The sequence below is a fragment of the Rhizobium sp. YTUHZ045 genome, assembly GCF_051124255.1.
GTDB lineage: Bacteria > Pseudomonadota > Alphaproteobacteria > Rhizobiales > Rhizobiaceae > Rhizobium.
In genome coordinates this window covers 626,148-646,354 of record NZ_CP101433.1, presented here as the reverse complement: position 1 = coordinate 646,354, position 20,207 = coordinate 626,148, and the positions used below count along the sequence as shown (strand labels likewise).

The following is a 20,207-nucleotide window of genomic DNA, read 5'->3' as shown; positions in this document are numbered from 1 at the left end:
TGCTGTTTGTCTAAAGGGCTCGATCAGTTCGTCACGGCGATTTCCGCATCGAATCTGCGGAGCAGTCGACTTCGTTCTTCCGGTGAGCCGAAGGTGGCGAAGTCATAGTCCACCATCTTGATCATCGAAATGTCAGGTGCTGCGAGCGGCAGACTGGATTTCGCGTTTGATGGCACCTGGTTCTGGCCGGACGCCGCTCCGGTCCCCTGCCCTTCGGGGCTCAACGCGAAATCGACGAAGCGCTTTGCTTCCTCGATGTTCTTCGCACCTTTGACGATGCTCACGGCGCCGATCTCGTAGCCGGTGCCTTCGCAGGGTGCGACGATCACGAGGGGAAAGCCCGCTTGCTTCTGCGTGACGGCGTCATGCATGAAGGAAATACCGATAAGGGTTTCTCCCCGCGCCGCCGCCTTGATAGGCGCAGCTCCGGAAGGGGTGTAGTGCTCGATATTGCGGTTGAGCGCGGCGAGATAACGGAACGCCTCATCCTCGCCGAAGAGCTGCACCAGCGTCGCAAGCGTGGTGAAGGCGGTGCCGGACGAATTCGGATTGCCGCTCTGGATGCGGCCGCGATAGGCGGTATCCGTCAGGTCCTTCCAGCAAGTCGGCGCCGGCAACTTCAGCTCGCGTAGCAGATCGGCATTGTAGGCAAAGCCGAGCGCCCCGGCATAGATGCCCGCCGAGCGGCCGCCGGACATGGCGAAAAAATTCTGCGCCCAGGGCAGCATGTCGCGCTCATGGGCCGGCTGGTAGGCTTCGAGAAGATTTTCAGAGCCAGCCTGCAGATGGGTGTCGCCCGTGCCGCCCCACCAGACATCGACGGTCGGCGCAGCTTTTTCCGCGCGGATCTGATTGAGGATATCGCCGGTGCTCTTGCGGGTTACCGAGATTTTGTGCCCGCTCTTTGCCTCATAGGCCGTCTTCATCGCCGCGCACCACATCTCGTCCACACCGCACAAAACGGTGAGCGACGGGGCAGCCGTGCCGGTGCCGGTGCTCGCTAGCCACAAAGCCGCGACCGCGCTGAAAGCGGTGATGCCTCTCACGATTTCCTCCCATTGGACCTTGCGCCCCATCTCCGCAGTCAGGATGTCACATCTGCTGCCTTGCGCAATCAAAGAATGGTTACGGTTCTTACAGCTTTGCCCGCGACGTACCCCTCAAAAATGACAAAGGTTACAAATGTGACAAAGCGCATAACACGAGCGCGCTTTGAAGATCGTGACAGCCCTGCCTATAATGGATGCGGGAGGACGTGCATGTGTTGAATGAGAGGATCAGCATTCTGATCGTCGAGGACGATCCGGACATGGCGGAGCTTATCTCCGACCTCGTGGAGGCGGAGGGGTGGACGCCGCTCACCGCGCCGTCGGCGGAGGAAGCGGCGATCGTGCTTTCGCGCGAAACAGTGCATCTCGTGCTCGTCGATCATAACCTACCCGGTACCTCCGGCCGTACCTTCGCGCAGCGCCTGCGGGCCCAGACCAATATCGGCATCGTCATGGTGACGGCTGCCGGCAGCGCCGCAGACCGGGTGCTCGGCCTCGAAACGGCGGCCGACGACTATGTCGTGAAACCCTTCGAGCCGATCGAATTGACGGCGCGTATCAAGGCCGTGCTGCGCCGGACCATCCCCTCGCTGAAGCCGGAGCGGGAAAGCGAACGGGAGCACGAGCCCGCATCCCTGAAACTCGGCGACTGGTCGGTGGATCTCCAGAGCCGCCGCGCCATCTGCCGCACCGATCCTGCTAGGTCGCTGACGAGCGCCGAATTCGCGCTGCTCGAAATCCTCGCAGAAACGCCGAACGCACCCGTCAGCCGCGCACAGATCCTCGACCGGCTGGGCGCCGAAAGCGAGCGCTACATCGACCGCAATGTCGACGTGCTCGTGCTGCGTCTGCGTCGCAAGATCGAGCGCAATCCTGACCTGCCGCGCCATATCAAGACGCGCCGCGGCAAGGGCTATGTTCTCGACACCGACGATGGCGAGATCGTATCGTGATCAGCCGTCCCTTCCTCTCCTCCATCGCCTTTCGCCTGCCCTTTGCCATCGCCTTCATCTGCGTGCTCGTCTTCAGCTTGGCGACCATCGCCGTCTATGGCTTGCAGCGGGCTCGCCAGGAGATGGCCGCTTATGGCCTGCATGCGTTTTCGAGTCTCGCCAAAGCCTCGCTCGTGTCGCGGCAGGTTTCCGACCTCGTCTCCAGCGCACCCTTCCTGATGAATGCGACCTCGCCCTACCGGGTTTCCAGCGAAAGCCGCTCCGTCGTCGTGCAGGTCGATACGTTGCTGCGCGCCATGCAACCTGAAAACGACGGGGCTGCCGTGAAGGGTTTTGCGAGCAGCCGTATCGTCGAGCTGCTGGAAACGATCCGCACGCAGACGACGGCGCTTGCAGGCGACGCGGAATCCGCCCAGCAGCATAAGGCGGAGGCTGCGGCAGCGCTCGGCGAGATCGCAACCGGCAGCGGCATTCCGGATGCCGACTTCCGCGGCCGGCTGAACGCCGTCGTGCAATCCGCCTCCAATTCGGACAGCCTTTTCCAGCTCGGTGAATTGCGCCGGCGCTACGTCTCCGAAACCGCCCCGCGCCTCGAACCCGCCGCGCCGGACATCCGGATAGCCGCCGCCGAGCTTGCGCCCTACGAACGGGTGTTCGAGGCACAGACGCGCTATCTCCTCGAAATGTTCGCCATCCGCGCCGCCGTCTCGCGCCTGCATACGGTCTCGCGCGATCTGTCGCATGCAACGGAAACCCAAAGCGAGGCCGTTGCCCGCAGCCTCAGCGACGACCTCGTCTCCACCTCCGATGCCTTGAGCCGCATCCTGGTCATCGTCGCCGTCGCCTCGCTGCTGGTGCTGGCAATGGCCGTGGTCTCGATCCGCTCCGTCATGCGCGTCTCACGCGGAATTGTCGCGCTTTCGAACGGCATGAACGCACTGGCAGAAGGGCGCAAGGATGTCGATGCGCCGCGCTATGACGGGACGGAAACCGAGTTGGTGCGCCTGCTCGAAGCCTTCCGTGCGTTCCGCGAGAGCGTCGAGCGCGTGACGCGGCTGCGGCGGACAGCAGAGGCCGCCGCCCGCACCATCCGCTCCACCTTCCGCAGCATGAACGAGGGCATCGCGCTGTTCGATGCGAGCGGCCGGCCGATCACCATGAACCGCCGAGTCATCGAGCTTGTCGGCTGGTCTGGTTCGGCCAGGAAATTGCCGCTCCGCAGTTTCGTGACACCGCTGCCGGAGATCGATCCGGCGCTCCTGCCGGCCGAAAACGATGCCGGCCTGCTCTCCGACCGGTCGGTGCTGCGCCACCGCTCCGACGCCGGCCGGGTGACTGAGGTGTCGCTATCGCGTCAACCCGACGGCGGCATCGTGCTGCTGGCGCGCGATATCACCGACATGGACCGGCAGGAGGCGGAGGCAGCAAAGATCCAGCGGCTCGATGGCATCATGCGCATGACCCATCAGGTGAGCCACGAAGTCGGCAACATGATCGGTATCATCACCGGCAGCCTTGGGCTGCTGGAGCGCGAAACCGGCTTCAATGACCGGCAAAAGCGACACCTCGCCCGCATTCGCAAGGCTGCCGACCGGGGCAGGTCGCTGGCCGGCAGCATGCTGTCCATCGGCAGCCAGCAGCCGATCCATCCGGGTCCGGTGGAGATCGGCGTCGTGCTGCGCGGCATGGCCGACGTGCTTGAAATCGCCATCGGCGAAAAATGCCGGCTTGCCTTCGACATAGCCGATGACCTGCCCACCGTCCTCATCGATACAGCGCTCTTCGAGCAATCGGTCCTCAACCTCTGCCTTAACGCCGCCGCGGCCATGCCAGCGGGCGGAACGATCCTCATCCGTTGCGCCCGCAACGAGGCCGGGGTGACCGTCAGCGTGATCGACGACGGTATCGGCATGTCGGCCGAGGCAATCGATAAGGCGTTCGAACCCTATTTCACCACCCGCGATGCCGAAGGCGGCGCAGGTCTCGGCCTGGCCGTGGTATATGGCTTCGTCCGCCAGAGCGGCGGCGACGCGCGCATTGCCTCGGCGCCGGGTAAGGGAACGATCGTGGAACTGCTGTTTCCGGCGTGAATTGCGTTCTACGCCAGCTTGTCAGGAATCGAATTACGCCCCAACTTCTGAAAATGAAAAAGGTCAGAACTCAATTAACCGCTTGGCTGACCATACAAAGACGATCCTCGAGGGCGGGTCCGCACAGCAGTATGGTGCTCTTTGTTTTCGCCCAATCGCGGGCGACGGCGTCGAAGTTCGCCTGATCACAACCCGCGAAACTCGGCGCTGGATTCCCAAAGGATGGCCAACTGAGGGGCTACCCCCCCACGAAGTGGCCGAAAGAGAAGCCTGGGAAGAAGCTGGTGTGAAAGGACGGGCAAAGAATCGGATCTTTGGCCACTTTGGCTATCCATTCCTGCGATCCATGAAGGACGCGCAGGACACGAACTGCTGTTTCCGTAGCGACATATGCAGCGATATATGGCGTTCCGTTGATCACCAGTTCGCGTGTCCCAGCAATTCTTCCAACGCGACCGCTTGCTGGAAAATCGACCAAGCGGCGCGCAGCGGCCATGATCCGCTCGTCGATCATTACAGCGGCCGAAGGATTGTCTGCCTCGATATAGGTGAATATGGCGTCTCGGTCCGACAGCGCGAACGCAGACCATGTAAGCTTCACGACTTGAGAGCACCTGCTTTGACGCGCGCTATCGCCCGGCGCTCCTCGAAGTGTGCCTCGACGTCAAAATCTGACACGTCCGGTCGAGTGTCGTTCAGTGCTTCGAGTACCTTCGTGCGAAACCAGGCATCGTGAGCCTCGCTTCCCGAAAAAAGTTCAAGTGGCATCGCACCCTCGTTAGCTGTCCGCGTGAGCAGGATGCGGACTGCATCTGATACCGTCAGGCCCATGTTCTCAAGGACGGCGGAAGCACGATCCCGAACTTCGGCATCGATACGTGTTTGGACAAGTGCGTTTGCAGCCATGGCTATCTCCAAATTTAATAGCAAGGTAATGCATTTGAATGACAAAATCCATAGTAAGTTTCCGGCCGACAAGGCCCTATTCAGATCATCGACGACGCGATTTTCTCGTGCGGCATATCATGGAACTAGCGGGCGGACTCGCAAACGGTGCTTCTTATCTGAAAGCTGCCGTTAGTCTAGGCAGTAGCACCCTCCTTGCTGCCGCGTTATCACCAAACGACCGTCGCATCGTGGGCTTTGTCTGCTGGACTCACGAGCCGACCAGCGGCCAATTGTCCGCCTCGGATTGAAAGCTGCTTTGTTGAATTGGTTAGGCTCTTGAAGAGATTCGAACTTGCGATCCGTGATTTAGTCACGTAGCAGGCAGGGGATCAGTGCCTTCGCTTAGGATTGCAAGATATCTACGGTAGCTGAAAACACGGCCACGCTTGCGACCTGTCACCTCGTCGACAATCCCCAAACGTTCCAAGTCAGCGAGCGCTGCATTGACAGTCGGCGCGGAAAGGCCTGTCATTTGAACGACCTGATTTGCCGTATGAAAGGGGTTTTGCTGAAAGAGTTCGTGAATACGAAGGGCCGATCCGGCTCGGTCGCTCTCGACTGTGATTTTCTCCCTGTCCTCCTTGAAAAGATCGACAATCCGAGTGGCAGCTTCAAATGCTTGGTTGGCGGTGTCGGCTACACCCGTCAGGAAGAAGTCTAGCCAAGCTTCCCAGTTTCCATGTTCACGGACCTCTTGCAGTAATCGATAATATTCGCTCCGATGGGCCTTGAGGTAAAGACTGAGGTAGAGCAATGGTTTGCGTAGAACGCCGTTCATGCACAGGTAAAGAGTGACAAGCAGACGACCTATCCGGCCATTGCCATTGAGAAATGGATGGATCGTTTCGAACTGGACATGCAGGAGGCCAGCTTTGATCAGAGCCGGTAACCGTGATTGATCGTCATGCATGAAGCGCTCGAACGCGTCTAGGCAGCCACCCAATTCCGTCACGGGTGGTGGCACGAAGAGTGCGTTGCCGGGTCGCGTGCCTCCAATCCAATTCTGCGAGCGCCGGAACTCTCCTGGATCCTTAGTGCCTCCCCGCCCGCTTTGCAGCAGTCGTGCGTGCATCTCTCGGATCAGGCGCAATGACATTGGCAGCGTTTCCAAACGCTCCAAACCGTACATCATCGCATCAACGTAATTGGAAACCTCACGAATATCATCGACCGGTTGCCCCGCTTGAGCCTCGGTCTCAAACCGCAAAAGATCGGAAAGCGTCGACTGTGTGCCTTCAATCTGCGAGGAAAGAACTGCCTCCTTTCTTACATACATGTAGAGGAATAACTCCTGGCGCGGGAGCAGCATTGTGATGCCATCCAGGCGACCTAGCGCACGCTCTGCCAGACTGAGGCGCTCCAATAGCGAAAGGACATCGATGGATGGCTCGGGCGGCAATGGCGGAGGCACGAACGCCCGCACTGTTTCGCTCGCTGCCGTTGTTTTGACAAAACGGCCCAGGCGCAAATTAGGTTCGGAATCAGACATAGCCTAATATGAATTCCGTCCGTTATTTAAGCAAGAGCCCCTTTATTTAAATAAGCCTCAAGCTTAGGTAAGCGCGCTTAATTAACGTAGACCGTTGTCATTGCGTCAAGCGCAGGCTGAATAGCCCCGAGTTTCGTAGACACCCTCGGGTTAGATTTTCTACTGCTTCTCGAACTCGACGGGCGACAGCATTCCGTTTCTGACGTGCTTGCGTTTCGGGTAGTAGAACATCTCGATGTAGTCGAACACATCCTGGCGAGATTCATCGCGAACGCAGACCATGTAAGCTTCACGACTTGAGAGCACCTGCTTTGACGCGCGCTATCGCCCGGCGCTCCTCGAAGTGTGCCTCGACGTCAAAATCTGACACGTCCGGTCGAGTGTCGTTCAGTGCTTCGAGTACCTTCGTGCGAAACCAGGCATCGTGAGCCTCGCTTCCCGAAAAAAGTTCAAGTGGCAGCGCACCCTCGTTAGCTGTCCGCGTGAGCAGGATGCGGACTGCATCTGATACCGTCAGGCCCATGTTCTCAAGGACGGCGGAAGCACGATCCCGAACTTCGGCATCGATACGTGTTTGGACAAGTGCGTTTGCAGCCATGGCTATCTCCAAATTTAATAGCAAGGTAATGCATTTGAATGACAAAATCCATAGTAAGTTTCCGGGCGATAAGGCCCCCGGCTGCGGGCCTGAGGATCAAGCTCCGATCGGCTTGGCGGAAGCCGCTTGCGGGGCCCCCGCGATGAACCAGTCGGAGGGCTTCACATCCGACAGGACCACGGTGACGTTAGATGGCACAGAGCCGAGGACATCGACAAAGAACTGGGTGATCCGCGCGGCGAGTTCGGCTTTCATCCGCTCGTCGCGGCCGCTCAACAGCTCGAACTTTACATGGGGCATGAAGCGTCTCCGTGATGCGCCAATTGGTCAGTCCAGCAGGTGCCGGTGGCGAAGGATGTTGCTGGTCGCCAAAATCGCTAGGAAGGCGACGAGGACGATGCAAAGGCTTAATCAACAGCGAGGAACGTTCGGCGATGAAGCCGAGAGGGCCGGGCCGAGCAGCAGCCTTCGAAGTGGTGACGAGCGACATGGCGCGACCGGAGGCTGCACCCCCCGCCCTGCCCGCTGTCGACAATATGGTCGATGGTCACGAGATCAATGTGACACACGAACATACCTGCTCGGAACGAGGCGGGCGTTTCCCTGGGGCTTGCGGTTCTTGAAGGAGACGGAATGATCAGGGCGTCTCGCCCCACTATCGTGGTGCGCAATCGCGAGAGGCTGATATCCAAGGCCGGCGGCAGCTACGGAAGGTCCGAGGCCGAATACGCTCGCATGATCACGGACCTTAGACAGTCAACACTCAGGTGACTACACCACCCAAAGTGTTCGTCAAACGCATCCAATCATAAACGAAGATGCGGCTTCTGCTGACCGACTTCGAGGAACCGTGCCAACTGCTCAAGCGTTCGGTCTCCACAATTGGAGGAAACGACGATGGCCGATGATAAGTCAAAGCGAGGCGCCGCAGATCGCAGAAGGATTTCTGCGAGCGAACCTTACGAAGTCCGTTATTTCGCCCGCAAACACGGCATAAGCCGAGACCAAGCTGAGAAGATCGTCAAGGCCCACGGATCCGACCGAAACGAGGCTAACAAGGCGGCCGAGCGTCTCAAGAAATAGGAAGTGGAACACCCACATAAGTTGGAACGGTTTATGGGCGCTCGGCGCGCTGATGCCCTGCCGGTATCCCAGGAGAAGTACGATGACTAACCAGAAAGGCGCCTCCGCGCCAGCTCAAACAAATGACGTCAAGATCCTGGCAAAGAATCATCGCATCAGCCTGGAAGACGCTCGGCAGATCATTGAGCAATATGGCTCGGACCGAAAGGCTTACGACAAAGCCGCTCGACGCGTGGCTGTCTAGAAAACGAAAGCGCCGAGTTCAACCCGAAAGGAGCCCGGTGCAGCATTACCCGTCGCCGAGAGGAGGCAGCGCCAGGCAATGGGTAAACGTAAGCCAGAGAAATCCGCTAGACGCCGCCGCTCGTGTCCGGAAGCGCACCAATCCGTCGGGTATGTCTTATTTTATAGTTTTCTAATTTAGAAATGCATATATCACATCCTGCTAGCAGGAGGATGAGTAAGCATGCAGCGTATTGAATCTCTTGAGAATGTCCAAATTAAACCCGTGTGGTCGGTAAAGGAATTCGCGAAGCGCCGCCATCTCACTGATATCGAGGAAGCCCGGCTGCTGCAGCTATTCGGCCCCTTCGCTACAGCATCCGAACTTCTTCATAACGTCCAGCGAGATCCTAGGTGGCGGTAGTTACGCTCGGCTGATCGCTCGCCGAGCGTCCGTCCCAACAGCTTAGGCGCCCGGAAAGGTGCGGGGTTGAACCCCTTCACCTTAAAAAGGGTGACGAACTGCAGCAAACTTCCCTCGCCTATTCGGCCGCATACCTCGCCAGTTCCATCGCTTCTTTGAAATTGTCGTTCGCTGCCCGCAGCAGACGGCGGCCCGCATCTATCGCATGCCGCCCTCGACATCGTCAGATCAATCGACGGCGCCTGCGATGAGGGGAGCTTGTACAGCGGCGCAGGAGTTGGCCGGGCCGACAAAGCGGCCCGTGTATAATTTCCGTTCGGAAGGCCGCGAGTTCGCGTCCAACCGCTGCCTGATCGTCGCCGATGGTTTTTACGAATCTACCGACCCAAAGGACGCAAGGAAGAAACGCAGACGGCGACTTGGTGCTGAGCGTCCGCGTTCCAGCGCCCTTCGTCGCGCCAATACCTGGATAACTTTTGACAGGCGTCAAGCAAGCAATTCCGAGTGCTTGAGTTCCTGGATCCCGTCTCTCAATGCCGGCGGCTTGACTGATTCCCGAAAGACGGTCCCACAACAGCGCTTCACAGGAATGAAAAAGCCTGGCAGTTGAAGGGAATCGAACCGCTGTTACACTCAACCCGTAGACTCAAACATCAGGCATTGGAACCGCCGGTTCCGGACGCACCGGACGGCCAGTCCCAAGGAGGCGTGAGTTTTCGACGAGGTAATCGACGAAACACCTGACACGCACCGGCATGTGGGCTCCGCCGACGAATACCGCATGGATCTCCTCCACTTCGCCGGGATTGAACTCCTCTAGAAGCGGCACGAGTTGCCCGGACCGAATCGCGTCCTCGACGGTCTGTATTCCCACGCGCGTAATTCCGACACCATCTGCGGCGAGTTGCCCCAGCGTCTCGCCGTTGTTTGCCTCTACACTGCCTTTGATGGTCAACGGATAATCACGCCCATCTTTCCGAAACGGCCAGGTTGGGGCAACTCGCTTGAAGTTGAACCCCAAACAATCGTGATCATGAAGGTCCTCTGGAATCTGCGGCGTGCCTCGACGTGCGAGGTATTCCGGGGATGCCACGATCACCTTGCGCGTTTCGCCGAGCTTTCGCGCTGTCAACGCCTCGTCGGTCACGGGACCGAAGCGGATGCCAACGTCCGCTTGCCCTGCGGCGATGTTCACGATCGTGTCGGTGAGGTTGATGTCGAGCAAGATGCCGGGATACCGCCTGATAAACTCGCCCAGAAGCGGGACCAGCGACAGTCTCCCGTACTGGATGGACGTGGTCACCCGAAGACGACCGCTCGGGGAACTCCGGTCGGAGATCATCTGCTCGGTTTCGCGGAGATCCGCGAGAATTCTGCGCGCCGCCGATAGGTAGGCGGTGCCCTCCGGCGTAATTGTCAGCAATCGAGTACTGCGCAGCAGCAGCCGGACCCCAAGCCTTGCTTCGATGCGATCGACGATTCTGGCGACCGAAGATGGCGCAAGACCGAGCCGGCGACCGGCCGCGGAGAAGCTTCCCGCTTCGGCGACTAACGTGAACACCTCAAGATCACCTGTCACTTCCATTTCCATCCATTTATGCGTCCTGCGCAAAAGATTTTCGCGCAAAGATGTTATACACAGGCCAAAAGAAAAGCCCATCTTTGCGCCTGGTCGAATGATGCAACCTTCCGTTCGTGGAGTTAACCCGCGGTCGAATAAATTGGAGGGCAAAACAGGATGATCTCGCCATTTAAGATCCACATATCCGATGAGCGCCTCGCTGCGATCCGCAACAAGGTCGAGGCGTATGACTGGTCTCAGCTCACCGATGTCGGCGGCTGGTCGGCAGGGGTCGGAGTGAGCGACCTCAAGCGCCTGGTCGCCTACTGGCTTGATCAGTATGATTGGCGCGAGGTTGAGCAGCGTCTCAACCGGCTTCCTAATTTCAAGACGGATGTGGAGGGCGAAGGAATTCACTTCCTCCACGCCAAAGGCGATGGCGCCAAGCCACCTGTCCTCCTTCTGCATGGTTGGCCGGGATCCTATCTTGAGTTTGAACGCCTTATCGAGCCGCTCGTAGCGGACGGGCACGACGTGGTCGTCCCTTCCCTCCCCGGATTTGCGTTTTCACAGCCGATCACGGGCGTCATCGGACCACGGCGAGCAGCCGGACTGATGCATGTGCTCATGACGAGGCTGTTTCCGGGTCGCCAATACGTCGTACAGGGAGGGGATTGGGGCGCAGGGATCGCAAGTTGGATGGCTTATAGCCAGCCAGACGCGTTGCTTGGGTTCCACCTTAACATGGTCAGTGTCCTGGCCAAGGATGTTGTCCCGACTACCCCGCAAGAGGAGGACCTGGTCAAAAGGCGAGCCGCGATCCTCGACTGGGAGACGGGTTATAATCACGAACAGGAGACTCGCCCGCAGACGCTGGGGGTGGCGCTTGCCGACAGCCCGGTCGGAGCGGCTGGATGGATATTGGAAAAATTTGGCAAATGGGCGGACCTGGGTACGATGGCAGACGGTAGTCCAGATCTCTGGGGCAAGTTCTCCGAAGATGAACTGCTGACCAACATTATGCTCTACCTGGCACCGTCATCGGTTGTCACTTCGACCTGGATCTATCACGGCAAGCGTCTGGAGGGATCCCAGACATTTCCGGAAGGTACGCGCATCGAGGTCCCAATGGGCGTAGCTGCGTTTCCCGATCCGGTATTCCTCCCACCACCCAGATCGTTTGCTGAAAAGACCTACAACGTCGTTCATTGGAGCGAGATGACCAAGGGCGGCCACTTCGCGGCGCTCGAGCAACCGGAACTGATGCTCGCCGACCTGCGAGGGTTCATCGCCAAGATTGAAGAAGGCAGGCTTTGAGGAGGACGAATGGAACAGCCAGGAGAAATGTTGAGACGGGGGCGGAAACGCTTCTTGCGTGGCGGCAGCCCTGTGGCCGGAACGGATCGAAGGTTGGTGTCCTGCATTGGCTACGACATCATCGACATCAGCGGCAACAGCACTCGACGGCGCCGCGTTTGCGAGATCGGCCGACGCGTTCGAAAATCCGGCGTTCGTAGACGTCCTGATAAGCTGCTATCGACACTCATTTCGGCTTTAAGGCCGGTGAGGTCGCATTGGAGGAGTTTGAAGCCAATCAGGCCCACAAGACTCGAATAACAGTGCTGACCATAGCCATCGACGAGGTAAACGATCCTTTGAAGCCAGGAGCGACGTCAGACCATGCAAAAGATGTTCATCGATTTTCACGAACATCGCGTCCTCGACGCCTGCCACAAGGTGCCGCAAGTGCAACCCGTCGATTTGCGAGGGCTATCATCAGGCTCCACGAGCAGATGACTTGAAGCCAAGGAGGAACGAATTGGCCACTGAACTTTCGGATTTGTACCGTCGATATATCGATTGCCTCAACAACCAAGACTGGGACAGTTTAGCATACTACGTCAACACTGAGGTTGCCTACAACGGCGAGGTGGTCGGACTTGATGCGTATCGACAAGCGCGGGAGAGAGAGTTTCGCGAGATCCCCGACCTGCATTTCGAGGTAAGCATTCTAGTGTCCGACCATAACACAGTGGCGAGTCGCCTCAAATTTGATATCAGCCCGAGCGGCGAGTTCCTCGGCCTTCCTGTAAATGGCAAGCGCGTGTCGTTCTCCGAAAATGTCTTTTATGAATATAAGAACGATAAGATTGTCAGGGTATGGTCAGTGCTCGACAAGACCGCGATTGAGACTCAGCTTTTCCTGAGGTAAATCTCGCGAACAGAGCTGCTCTTGAAAGGAGTCGAATCTCCGACCCAATCGTCTGCCTTAGTGTCACTGAAAATTCCGGCTCTTGATCTTCAGCGTATCGATGTGAAGATCAGGCACGAACATGTCCCTCGCCCGAACGCCCGGAGGCGCCTTTTCGCGTGAGTCCGGACTGCCCGGCGAACCATGGGCGAACTCGTCGCCGCGGCCGGTCGGCGGATGAAACGATCCGTCATGCCAGGCAAGCCCAGACAGGTCGGCCGAGAGATCGAAGAGCTGCTGGGCGACGAGGTGAACCACCTCGCCTTCCCGCTGGATCCTTCCATTAATCGCCATCATGCTGGCGCCGAGCACCACACGCCTCGATCGCTCGAAGAGCTTTGGCCAGACGACGATATTGGCGATGCCGGTCTCGTCCTCAATGGTGATGAACATCACCCCCCTTGCCGATCCCGGCCGCTGCCGCACCAGCACTAGGCCGGCGGCCATCAGCCACTGTCCGTCGCGCGCTGTCATCGCCTCGGCACAGGTGACGATCCGGCGCTTGGCAAGGTCGGTCCGCAGGAACCGCAAAGGGTGCTGCCTGAGCGTCAAACCCGTGTGGCTGTAATCCTCGACAACGTTGTGGCCTTCGGTCATCTGCGTGAGCTCGACTTCGGGCTCCTGCTGCTCGGCGATCGCCCGCGCCTCCCTTTCCGCCGCGGCAGTGAAGAGCGGCAGCGGCTCGTCGCGCAGCGCCTTGATCGCCCAGAGAGCATCCCGCCGCTCGAGCCGCAATGAGGGAAGGATGGCATCGGCTTCTGCCAACTCGACGAGCGAGGCGACCGGAACGCCGGAGCGACGCCACATGTCGTCGACGGAGGTGAAGGGCTCGTCGGCTCGAGCCGCGACGATGCGCGCTGCATCCGCGGTTGCCAGCCCGCGCACCAGGCGCATCCCGAGGCGAACGGCATGCTGGTTGCTGCCTTCGATCGGCTCCAGCGTGCAGTCCCAGCGCGACCCGTTGATGCAGACGGGCCGGATCTCGACTCCGTGTTTCCTCGCGTCGGCGACGATCTGGGCAGGGGCATAGAAGCCCATCGGCTGCGAGTTCAAAAGCGCCGCGCAGAAAACATCCGGAAAATGGCATTTCACGTAGTTGGAAGCGTAGGCGATCAGTGCGAAGGACGCGGCATGGCTTTCCGGAAAGCCATAGGAACCGAAGCCCTCGAGCTGCGAAAATGTCCTTTCGGCAAACTCCTTCGAATATCCGTTCCTGACCATCCCGTTCACAAGCTTGTCCTGGAAGCGCGAAACGCCGCCGGTGAACTTGAAGGTCGCCATGGATTTCCGAAGCTGGTCGGCTTCGCCGCCGGTAAACCCCGCACAGACCATCGCCACTTTCATGGCAGACTCCTGAAACAGCGGCACGCCCAGCGTCTTATGAAGCACCGCCTCCAGTTCAGGTGTGGGGTATTCGACCTTCTCCTTGCCTTCGCGCCGGCGCAGATAAGGATGCACCATGTCGCCCTGGATCGGTCCGGGCCGGACGATCGCCACCTGGATGACGAGATCGTAGAAGGTCCGCGGCTTCATGCGCGGCAGCATCGACATCTGGGCGCGGGATTCGATCTGGAAGGTGCCGAGCGTGTCGGCCTTGCGGATCATTGCATAGGTCGCAGGATCCTCCTGCGGTATCGTGGCGAGATCGAGATCCTGATGCTTGTGGCCTCCGATCAGCGCAAAGGCCTTGGCCATGCAGGTCAGCATGCCGAGCGCCAGCACGTCAACCTTCATGAATTTCAGCGCCTCGATATCGTCCTTGTCCCACTCGATCACCTGCCGGTCGACCATCGTCGCCGGTTCGATCGGCACCAGGTCATCAAGCCTGTCATGGGTCAGCACGAAGCCACCGGGATGCTGGCCGAGATGGCGTGGCGCGCCCATCAATTGCCGGGCAAGCTTCAACGTCAGCGCGAGACGCCGGTCCTCGGGATTGAGGCCGAGATCGCGCACATGTTGCTCACCCACCTCTTCCGACCAGGACCAGAGGCCGGAGGAAAGGGACTTGATCAGATCCTCGGGCAGACCCAGTGCCTTGCCGACATCGCGAATGGCGCCCTTGGCGCGATAGCGGGTGACGGTCGAGCAGAGTGCCGCCTTGTCATGGCCATAGGTCTTGTAGATCCACTGGATCACCTCCTCACGTCGCTCATGCTCGAAGTCGACATCGATGTCAGGCGGCTCGTCGCGTTCCTGGGAGACGAACCGTTCGAAGAGCAGATCGTTGGTGTCGGGATCGATCGAGGTGATACCGAGCACATAACAGACGGCGGAATTAGCCGCCGATCCTCGGCCCTGGCAGAGAATGCCCTGCGATCGGGCATAGCGGACGATCGAGAAGACGGTGAGGAAGTAAGGCGCGTAGCGCATCGTCTCGATCAGCGCGAGTTCGTGCCGGATGGTCTTCTCGACATGATTAGGCAGGCCTTCGGGATAACGCGTCCTGACGCCCTCCCAGGTATAATGCTCCAGCGACTCCTGCGCGGTCATACCCGGGATCAGCGCCTCATCGGGGTACTGATAGACCAGCTCCTCGAGCGAGAATTTGCAGCGCTGAACAATCTCCGTCGTTCGCGCCAGCGCTTCCGGGTACCGCGGAAACAGACGCGCCATTTCTTCCGGCGGCTTGAGGTAGCGGTCGGCATGCCGTTCGCGCTCGAAGCCGACATCGTCGATGGTGGTGCCGGTCCGAATGCAGGTGACGACATCCTGCAGCTGCCGCCGACCCGGCTCGTGAAACAGCACATCGTTTGTAATGACGGTCTTCACCCGATGCTTGACCGCCAGGCTCGACAGCTCATGCAGACGCAATTGATCGTTGGGCCGCCGGCGCAGGCAAAGCGAAACATAGGCACGATCACCGAAGACTTCCGCCATCTTCCGAAGCTGCACGGCACAGGTGTCGTCCGCCATATCAGGCACGAGGATGCCGATCAGCCCTTCGGCATAGAGCGCGACATCGTCGAGATGCAGAATGCAGTTGGCCTTGCCGCCGCGGCCCTTGCCCAGGGTCAGAAGCCGCGTCAATCGCGAATAGGCGGCGCGATCGGTGGGATAGGCGAGGATCGACATGCCGTCCCGCAGGTCGAGCCGGCAGCCAACGACGAGCCGCAGGCCGGTGGCGCGCGATGCCTCCAGCGCCCGGACGATGCCGGCCAGGCTGTTGCGGTCGACGACGCCGAGGGCTTCGATGCCCATCAGTTTTGCGGTCGCAAACAGCTCCTCCGCCGAGCTCGCGCCGCGGAGGAACGAGAAATGCGTGGTGACCTGCAGCTCGGCATAGCGCATCACGCAAACACCCCGTGCAGGAACCATTTGTGCGAGCCGGTGTCCGTATCGACACCATCGCCGGAGCGGAAAATCCAGAACCGTTCGCCGGTATCGTCCTCGACGACGAAATAGTCGCGCACGGCGATCCATTCGGCGCTGCGTTGCCACCATTCTCCAAAAATCCGTTCCGGCCCGTCGGCGCGCTTCACCCGGCGCCGCTTGCCGCGCCAGGTAAACGAGACCGGCGGATGATCGGGCAGAAGCGCAATCACTTCTATCAGTTCGGGATGGGGCAAAAGGCGCGACGGCCGCGGCCAGTGCAGCGGCCAGGTGGCGCCGTCTTCCGCCGCCGTCGGCGCGATCCGCCGGACGCTGCGCTCCGGGACGTCGCTCGCCACCGGCGCCACCCGGAAAATCCGCTGGCCGCCGCGATTGTCGAGCACATCGATGAGCGGCGTCACATCGGTCACCTGCTCCTCGATGAGCGACGACGCCGACTGCGCCTCGATCAGCGGCTCGGCGATGATCGCGGCAAGACTGAGCTTTTCGATGCCAAAGCCAGGCTCGATCCTCTCGATCCGATCGCGGAAGAGTTTCGTCAGCCAGGCGATATCGCGGACCGGCTTGGCCGTACCGGCGCGGAGCGACTGAAGCGTGTTGTCGACGCGGTGCACGATGAGATCGGCGCGTCGAACGCCAAGTCCGCGCTTCTCGAGCTCGAGACAGAGCTGCCGCACGAGGCGGCTCACATATTTCTCGATCGTCTCCGGCGCGCCGATCGGCTCGGCGAATGATTTGTGGACCTCGACAAGGTCAGCCGGCCGGATCGGATCGATCGGCTCGGCAAGTCGGCCGAACATCTGGTCGAGACGGCGCCCGACCTCCCGCCCGAAGCGCAGCGTCAGCGGCGCGCGTGGCGTGGCGGCGAGATCGCCGACGGTGGCAAAGCCGAGGCTGCGGAGGCTGGCCACAGTTTCCCCCGGCAGTCGCAGCGACGACAAGGGCGAGCGGTTCACCACCCGGGCCGTTTCGCCGCGCGGGATGATGATCGTTTCGCGATCCGTTGTCCGGGCGAGCGCATGCGCCGCGCCCCAAGTGTCGGCGATCGCCGCACGCGCCGCGAGGCCGCGGCCACGAAGCCGATTGACGAGACCCGACAGCATCAGATCCTCGCCGCCCTGAAGATGATCGGCGCCTTCGGTGTCCATGACGATGCCATCAGGAGGATCCATGGCAACGACAGGAGAGTATTGTGACAAGGCCCAGAGTGTCAGCCGTTCCAGCGCCGCGAGATCGGCTGCCGGATCCGCATCGATCATCATCAGGCCTTGGACCAATGCCTGCGCCTTGGCCGCCGGCGTGCCGAGACGAAGGCCGAGTTTGGTCGCTGCCAGATCAGCCGCGGCAATCCATCGCTTCGAACCACTTCTGGCGATCACCACCAGCGGCGTTTCAACCGATAGCGAAGGATCGTCCCGCCTGATCCGGTCGGTCGGCAGTGTCGGAAGAAAGACAGATACGACCCTGGCCATCACATGCTCCGATGATGAATTCGCCTCCCTCCCCTGCTTTGACCCGCATCAGCTCCGCCAGCCAACGCGCCCGCCCGACACCGGCGACCGGCAACGGCTCGGACGGCAGCACCGAGATCCGCCAGCGGGTTGCCGCCGCCGTCGGCATGCCGAAATCCGACGCTTCTGTCTGGCGCCGCCAGCGGCGGATCACCAGGCCCAATGTCCCGGATTTCTCTGCCGCCAGCTGCAGCCGGCGCGATGCCGTCATCGGTAGGCGCACCAGTTCGGCGACGACGGCGCCAAGCCCGCCATAGCGAAGGGCCTCTTCGAAGCTTGCGAGCACGGTCTCTTCTCTGTCGCATTCGACGAAGATCACGCGGTCGGGATGCAGTCCGACCTGGGCAAGTGCGGGGAAGAACAGATCGAAGCGGGTGAGGCACCACACGACCTTGCCGGTGGTGCGGGCGGCGATGCCGCCGATGAAAAGGGCTGCCGCCGCGCCGTCGATGGCGCCATTGCCACCGCCGGCGACTTCATGCAGCGCGCCATAGGCCAGCCCCCCTCCCGGCAGTTGCGCATCGATCTCGCCAACCCCGAACGGTAGGACACTGCGCGCGCGCAAGCCGGCCCCTTCCAGGCTGGCGATTTTCTCGCGCAACTCGTCGAGAACGGCATTCGAAGTGGCGACGGCTGCGGTCATGATCTCCTTTACGGCAACCCGTTTTCGGCTTGAGATGATGAAATATGTTCTGTATTTGTTCTCAAAGCGGAAATGAGTCAATGCGCATGTGGCGCGCGGAAGTTGAGCGATAGTGCCGATGGAGAAAATCCGTGAACGGATTCAATTCGATGGCGTGAATGGGAATTTTTTCGCATGGCGCGACCGGAGCCTGTGAACGATCTGGATCCGAGACTGAGGGATCACCGTGAGCCGATCATTGAATTCATCTGTCACCCATGTCATCGCCACTGCGCGCTTGAGCGCAAGCTGTTGGTGAAAGCATTCGGCGCCGGTGCCAGCTTCGCGGTGATCCGCCGGCGCATGGGGATGGGCTGCGAGCGAATGCAAACGCCGGAGGGTGACAAATGCGGCGCGCACTTCCCATGCCTGAGCGAGCGATACAGAGGGTCGTGATGGAAGCTAGGCGATGACAAACGACGAAGGCAGCGAGCGGCCGCGCAAGATCGTCCACATAGACATGGACGCCTTCTATGCGTCAGTCGAGCAGCGCGACAATCCCGAGCTGCGCGGTCTGCCGGTTGCCGTCGGCTATCCTGCCGCCCGTGGGGTTGTGGCGGCCGCCAGCTATGAGGCACGCAAGTTCGGTGTTCATTCGGCAATGCCTTCGGTGACTGCAAAGCGCAAATGCCCCGACCTCATCTTCGTGAGACCGCGCTTTGACGTCTACAAGGCCGTCTCGTTGCAGATCCGCACGATCTTCGCCGAATACACGCCGATGATCGAGCCACTCTCGCTCGACGAGGCCTACCTCGATGTCACCGAAAACCTGAAGGGCATGGAGATCGCCACCGAGATTGCCGCGGAGATCCGGGCAAAGATCAAGCAGGTCACCGGCCTCAATGCGTCGGCCGGGATTTCCTACAACAAGTTCCTCGCCAAGATGGCATCCGACCTGAACAAGCCAAATGGTCAGGCCGTCATTACGCCGAAGAACGGGCCGGCCTTCGTCGAGGCCCTCCCCGTCAAGAAATTCCATGGCGTCGGACCGGCGACGGCCGAAAAGATGCATCGGCTCGGGATAGAAACAGGTGCGGACCTTAAGGAAAAGACACTCGAGTTTCTGGTCGAACATTTCGGGAAGTCGGGACCATATTTCTATGGCATCGCCCGCGGCATCGACAATCGTCAGGTCAAGCCGGACCGGGTGCGGAAATCCGTCGGCGCGGAAGACACGTTCTCTGAGGACATCCACTCTTTCGAGCCGGCACGCGAAGGCCTTCAGCCGCTGATCGAGAAAGTCTGGGGTTACTGCGAGGCCAATGAAATCGGCGCCAAGACGGTGACGCTCAAGGTCAAGTATGCCGACTTCACCCAGATCACCCGCAGCAAGACGGTTGCGGCACCTCTGCAAACGATCGGCGACCTCGAGGAGGTGGTCGGCCTGCTTCTCACGCCGATCTTCCCGCCGCGCAGGGGAATCCGCCTGCTCGGCGTCTCGCTGTCATCCTTGGAACGGCAGGCCTCTGAAATGGAGCCGCAGCTGCGGCTGGCGCTTTAGACCACCAGTTTCGGCTGGACAGGATCGATGGAATGGCGTTTGACCCGGAAGGTCCCTGCCGGCAACGGCCGAAGGATTTCGTCCTCAGGCACCAGCCCGTCGAGCCAAGCCAGGCGTTGATCGCGTGTCAGAACCGTCATCTGCCGGTTATGAAACGGCGCGAGGTCAGAATTCGCCTCGATCGTGAGGATGGCGTAAGCCTCCGTCCAGTCCTCGATCGCCGGCCGCCAGATTCCCGCGAAGTAAAACCAGTCACCATTGGCGAGCGAGAAGCTGAAGCTCCTATGGCGAAGCTCCGAGGCCGGCACCAGGCAGCGGTGGGTCGGAAACGTCCGTCCTTCCGCCCGGACGACGGTCACGGCGCGCGCATCGCCGTCGCGCGGGCGCAGGCCCCACGGCAGCTCCACCATCTCCACATCGCCGTTATGGCGCCTTATGATCACGCGGCGCTCATCGAGCGGGGCGTCCGACTGGAAAACGGTCGCACTAATCATAGGTAGAACATATCAGGAACG

The 20,207-nt window shown here is 60.2% G+C and carries 19 protein-coding genes and 3 pseudogenes; 10 read left to right on the top strand and 12 right to left on the bottom strand.

Going from position 1 to position 20,207, the window contains the following annotated elements; all coding sequences use genetic code 11:
* Window positions 1–23 precede the first annotated feature (23 nt).
* Window positions 24–1,046 (bottom strand): ABC transporter substrate-binding protein, encoded by a 1,023-nt coding sequence (locus NMA58_RS25290; RefSeq protein WP_183704855.1) that lies wholly within the window; start codon window positions 1,044–1,046, stop codon window positions 24–26.
* 263 nt (window positions 1,047–1,309) lie between these two features.
* Between NMA58_RS25290 and NMA58_RS25285 the strand changes: the two genes are divergently transcribed.
* Together NMA58_RS25285 and NMA58_RS25280 are read left to right on the top strand one after the other, a co-directional pair.
* Window positions 1,310–2,002, top strand: a complete 693-nt coding sequence (locus NMA58_RS25285; RefSeq protein WP_434714394.1) for a winged helix-turn-helix domain-containing protein — start codon at window positions 1,310–1,312, stop codon at window positions 2,000–2,002.
* Window positions 1,999–4,092: a two-component system sensor histidine kinase NtrB gene (locus tag NMA58_RS25280; protein WP_434713624.1), complete on the top strand. Its 2,094-nt coding sequence runs from the start codon at window positions 1,999–2,001 to the stop codon at window positions 4,090–4,092. Before NMA58_RS25285 ends, NMA58_RS25280 begins: the two co-directional genes overlap by 4 nt.
* Before the next feature lie 331 nt (window positions 4,093–4,423).
* On the opposite strand, the pseudogene NMA58_RS25275 reads toward NMA58_RS25280, so the two are convergent.
* The 6 genes and pseudogenes from NMA58_RS25275 to NMA58_RS25250 form a co-directional block, all read right to left on the bottom strand.
* A pseudogene (locus NMA58_RS25275) lies at window positions 4,424–4,693 on the bottom strand (type II toxin-antitoxin system RelE/ParE family toxin); the annotation flags it as partial.
* Entirely contained in the window at window positions 4,690–4,998 is a 309-nt protein-coding gene (locus NMA58_RS25270; RefSeq protein WP_434713622.1) for a type II toxin-antitoxin system RelB/DinJ family antitoxin, read from the bottom strand. The pseudogene NMA58_RS25275 and the gene NMA58_RS25270, both read right to left, overlap by 4 nt.
* 352 nt (window positions 4,999–5,350) lie before the next feature.
* Window positions 5,351–6,529: a Fic family protein gene (locus NMA58_RS25265; RefSeq protein WP_434713620.1), complete on the bottom strand. Its 1,179-nt coding sequence runs from the start codon at window positions 6,527–6,529 to the stop codon at window positions 5,351–5,353.
* Window positions 6,530–6,688: 159 nt separating this feature from the next.
* Window positions 6,689–6,799 (bottom strand): annotated as a pseudogene (locus tag NMA58_RS25260) (IS3 family transposase); the annotation flags it as partial.
* Between the two features lie 19 nt (window positions 6,800–6,818).
* Window positions 6,819–7,127: a type II toxin-antitoxin system RelB/DinJ family antitoxin gene (locus NMA58_RS25255; protein ID WP_183704861.1), complete on the bottom strand. Its 309-nt coding sequence runs from the start codon at window positions 7,125–7,127 to the stop codon at window positions 6,819–6,821.
* Between the two features lie 96 nt (window positions 7,128–7,223).
* Window positions 7,224–7,427 carry a tautomerase family protein gene (locus NMA58_RS25250; RefSeq protein WP_434713618.1) on the bottom strand — a complete coding sequence of 68 codons (204 nt, stop codon included), beginning with the start codon at window positions 7,425–7,427 and terminating at the stop codon, window positions 7,224–7,226.
* Window positions 7,428–8,024: 597 nt separating this feature from the next.
* Here NMA58_RS25250 and NMA58_RS25245 point away from each other — a divergent pair.
* From NMA58_RS25245 to NMA58_RS25230, 4 genes and pseudogenes are all read left to right on the top strand, one after another.
* Window positions 8,025–8,210, top strand: coding sequence for a DUF3606 domain-containing protein (locus tag NMA58_RS25245; protein ID WP_434713616.1), 186 nt, complete (start codon window positions 8,025–8,027; stop codon window positions 8,208–8,210).
* A gap of 82 nt (window positions 8,211–8,292) precedes the next feature.
* On the top strand, window positions 8,293–8,454 hold the full coding sequence (locus tag NMA58_RS25240) for a hypothetical protein (RefSeq protein WP_434713615.1): 162 nt from the start codon (window positions 8,293–8,295) through the stop codon (window positions 8,452–8,454).
* A 222-nt stretch (window positions 8,455–8,676) separates the two neighbouring features.
* Window positions 8,677–8,856: a hypothetical protein gene (locus NMA58_RS25235; RefSeq protein WP_434713613.1), complete on the top strand. Its 180-nt coding sequence runs from the start codon at window positions 8,677–8,679 to the stop codon at window positions 8,854–8,856.
* Between the two features lie 219 nt (window positions 8,857–9,075).
* Window positions 9,076–9,268, top strand: a pseudogene (locus NMA58_RS25230) (SOS response-associated peptidase); the annotation flags it as partial.
* A gap of 234 nt (window positions 9,269–9,502) precedes the next feature.
* Here the strand turns inward: NMA58_RS25230 and NMA58_RS25225 are convergent.
* Window positions 9,503–10,441, bottom strand: a complete 939-nt coding sequence (locus NMA58_RS25225; protein WP_434714392.1) for a LysR family transcriptional regulator — start codon at window positions 10,439–10,441, stop codon at window positions 9,503–9,505.
* 153 nt (window positions 10,442–10,594) lie between these two features.
* Between NMA58_RS25225 and NMA58_RS25220 the strand changes: the two genes are divergently transcribed.
* Both NMA58_RS25220 and NMA58_RS25215 read left to right on the top strand, forming a co-directional pair.
* Window positions 10,595–11,734, top strand: coding sequence for an epoxide hydrolase family protein (locus NMA58_RS25220; protein WP_434713611.1), 1,140 nt, complete (start codon window positions 10,595–10,597; stop codon window positions 11,732–11,734).
* A 502-nt stretch (window positions 11,735–12,236) separates the two neighbouring features.
* Complete coding sequence (locus tag NMA58_RS25215; RefSeq protein WP_434713609.1) at window positions 12,237–12,629, top strand: ester cyclase; 393 nt, start codon at window positions 12,237–12,239, stop codon at window positions 12,627–12,629.
* Between the two features lie 63 nt (window positions 12,630–12,692).
* Here the strand turns inward: NMA58_RS25215 and NMA58_RS25210 are convergent, their stop codons facing one another.
* The 3 genes from NMA58_RS25210 to NMA58_RS25200 are packed head-to-tail and all read right to left on the bottom strand — an operon-like array spanning window position 12,693 to window position 18,152.
* The gene (locus NMA58_RS25210; RefSeq protein WP_434714391.1) at window positions 12,693–15,956 is read right to left on the bottom strand and encodes an error-prone DNA polymerase; all 3,264 of its coding nucleotides are present in this window, start codon (window positions 15,954–15,956) and stop codon (window positions 12,693–12,695) included.
* Window positions 15,956–17,470, bottom strand: a complete 1,515-nt coding sequence (locus tag NMA58_RS25205) for a Y-family DNA polymerase (RefSeq protein ID WP_434713607.1) — start codon at window positions 17,468–17,470, stop codon at window positions 15,956–15,958. Before NMA58_RS25205 ends, NMA58_RS25210 begins: the two co-directional genes overlap by 1 nt.
* Window positions 17,391–18,152 carry an ImuA family protein gene (locus NMA58_RS25200; RefSeq protein ID WP_434713606.1) on the bottom strand — a complete coding sequence of 254 codons (762 nt, stop codon included), beginning with the start codon at window positions 18,150–18,152 and terminating at the stop codon, window positions 17,391–17,393. Before NMA58_RS25200 ends, NMA58_RS25205 begins: the two co-directional genes overlap by 80 nt.
* Window positions 18,153–18,326: 174 nt before the next feature.
* Here NMA58_RS25200 and NMA58_RS25195 point away from each other — a divergent pair, with 174 nt between their 5' ends.
* Window positions 18,327–18,587: a hypothetical protein gene (locus tag NMA58_RS25195; RefSeq protein WP_246721918.1), complete on the top strand. Its 261-nt coding sequence runs from the start codon at window positions 18,327–18,329 to the stop codon at window positions 18,585–18,587.
* Between the two features lie 13 nt (window positions 18,588–18,600).
* Window positions 18,601–19,692: a DNA polymerase IV gene (gene dinB / locus NMA58_RS25190; RefSeq protein WP_434713605.1), complete on the top strand. Its 1,092-nt coding sequence runs from the start codon at window positions 18,601–18,603 to the stop codon at window positions 19,690–19,692.
* On the opposite strand, the gene NMA58_RS25185 is transcribed toward dinB, so the two are convergent.
* Window positions 19,689–20,186, bottom strand: a complete 498-nt coding sequence (locus tag NMA58_RS25185) for an SOS response-associated peptidase family protein (protein WP_434713603.1) — start codon at window positions 20,184–20,186, stop codon at window positions 19,689–19,691. The genes dinB and NMA58_RS25185 overlap by 4 nt on opposite strands.
* Between the last annotated feature and the right edge of the window lie 21 nt (window positions 20,187–20,207).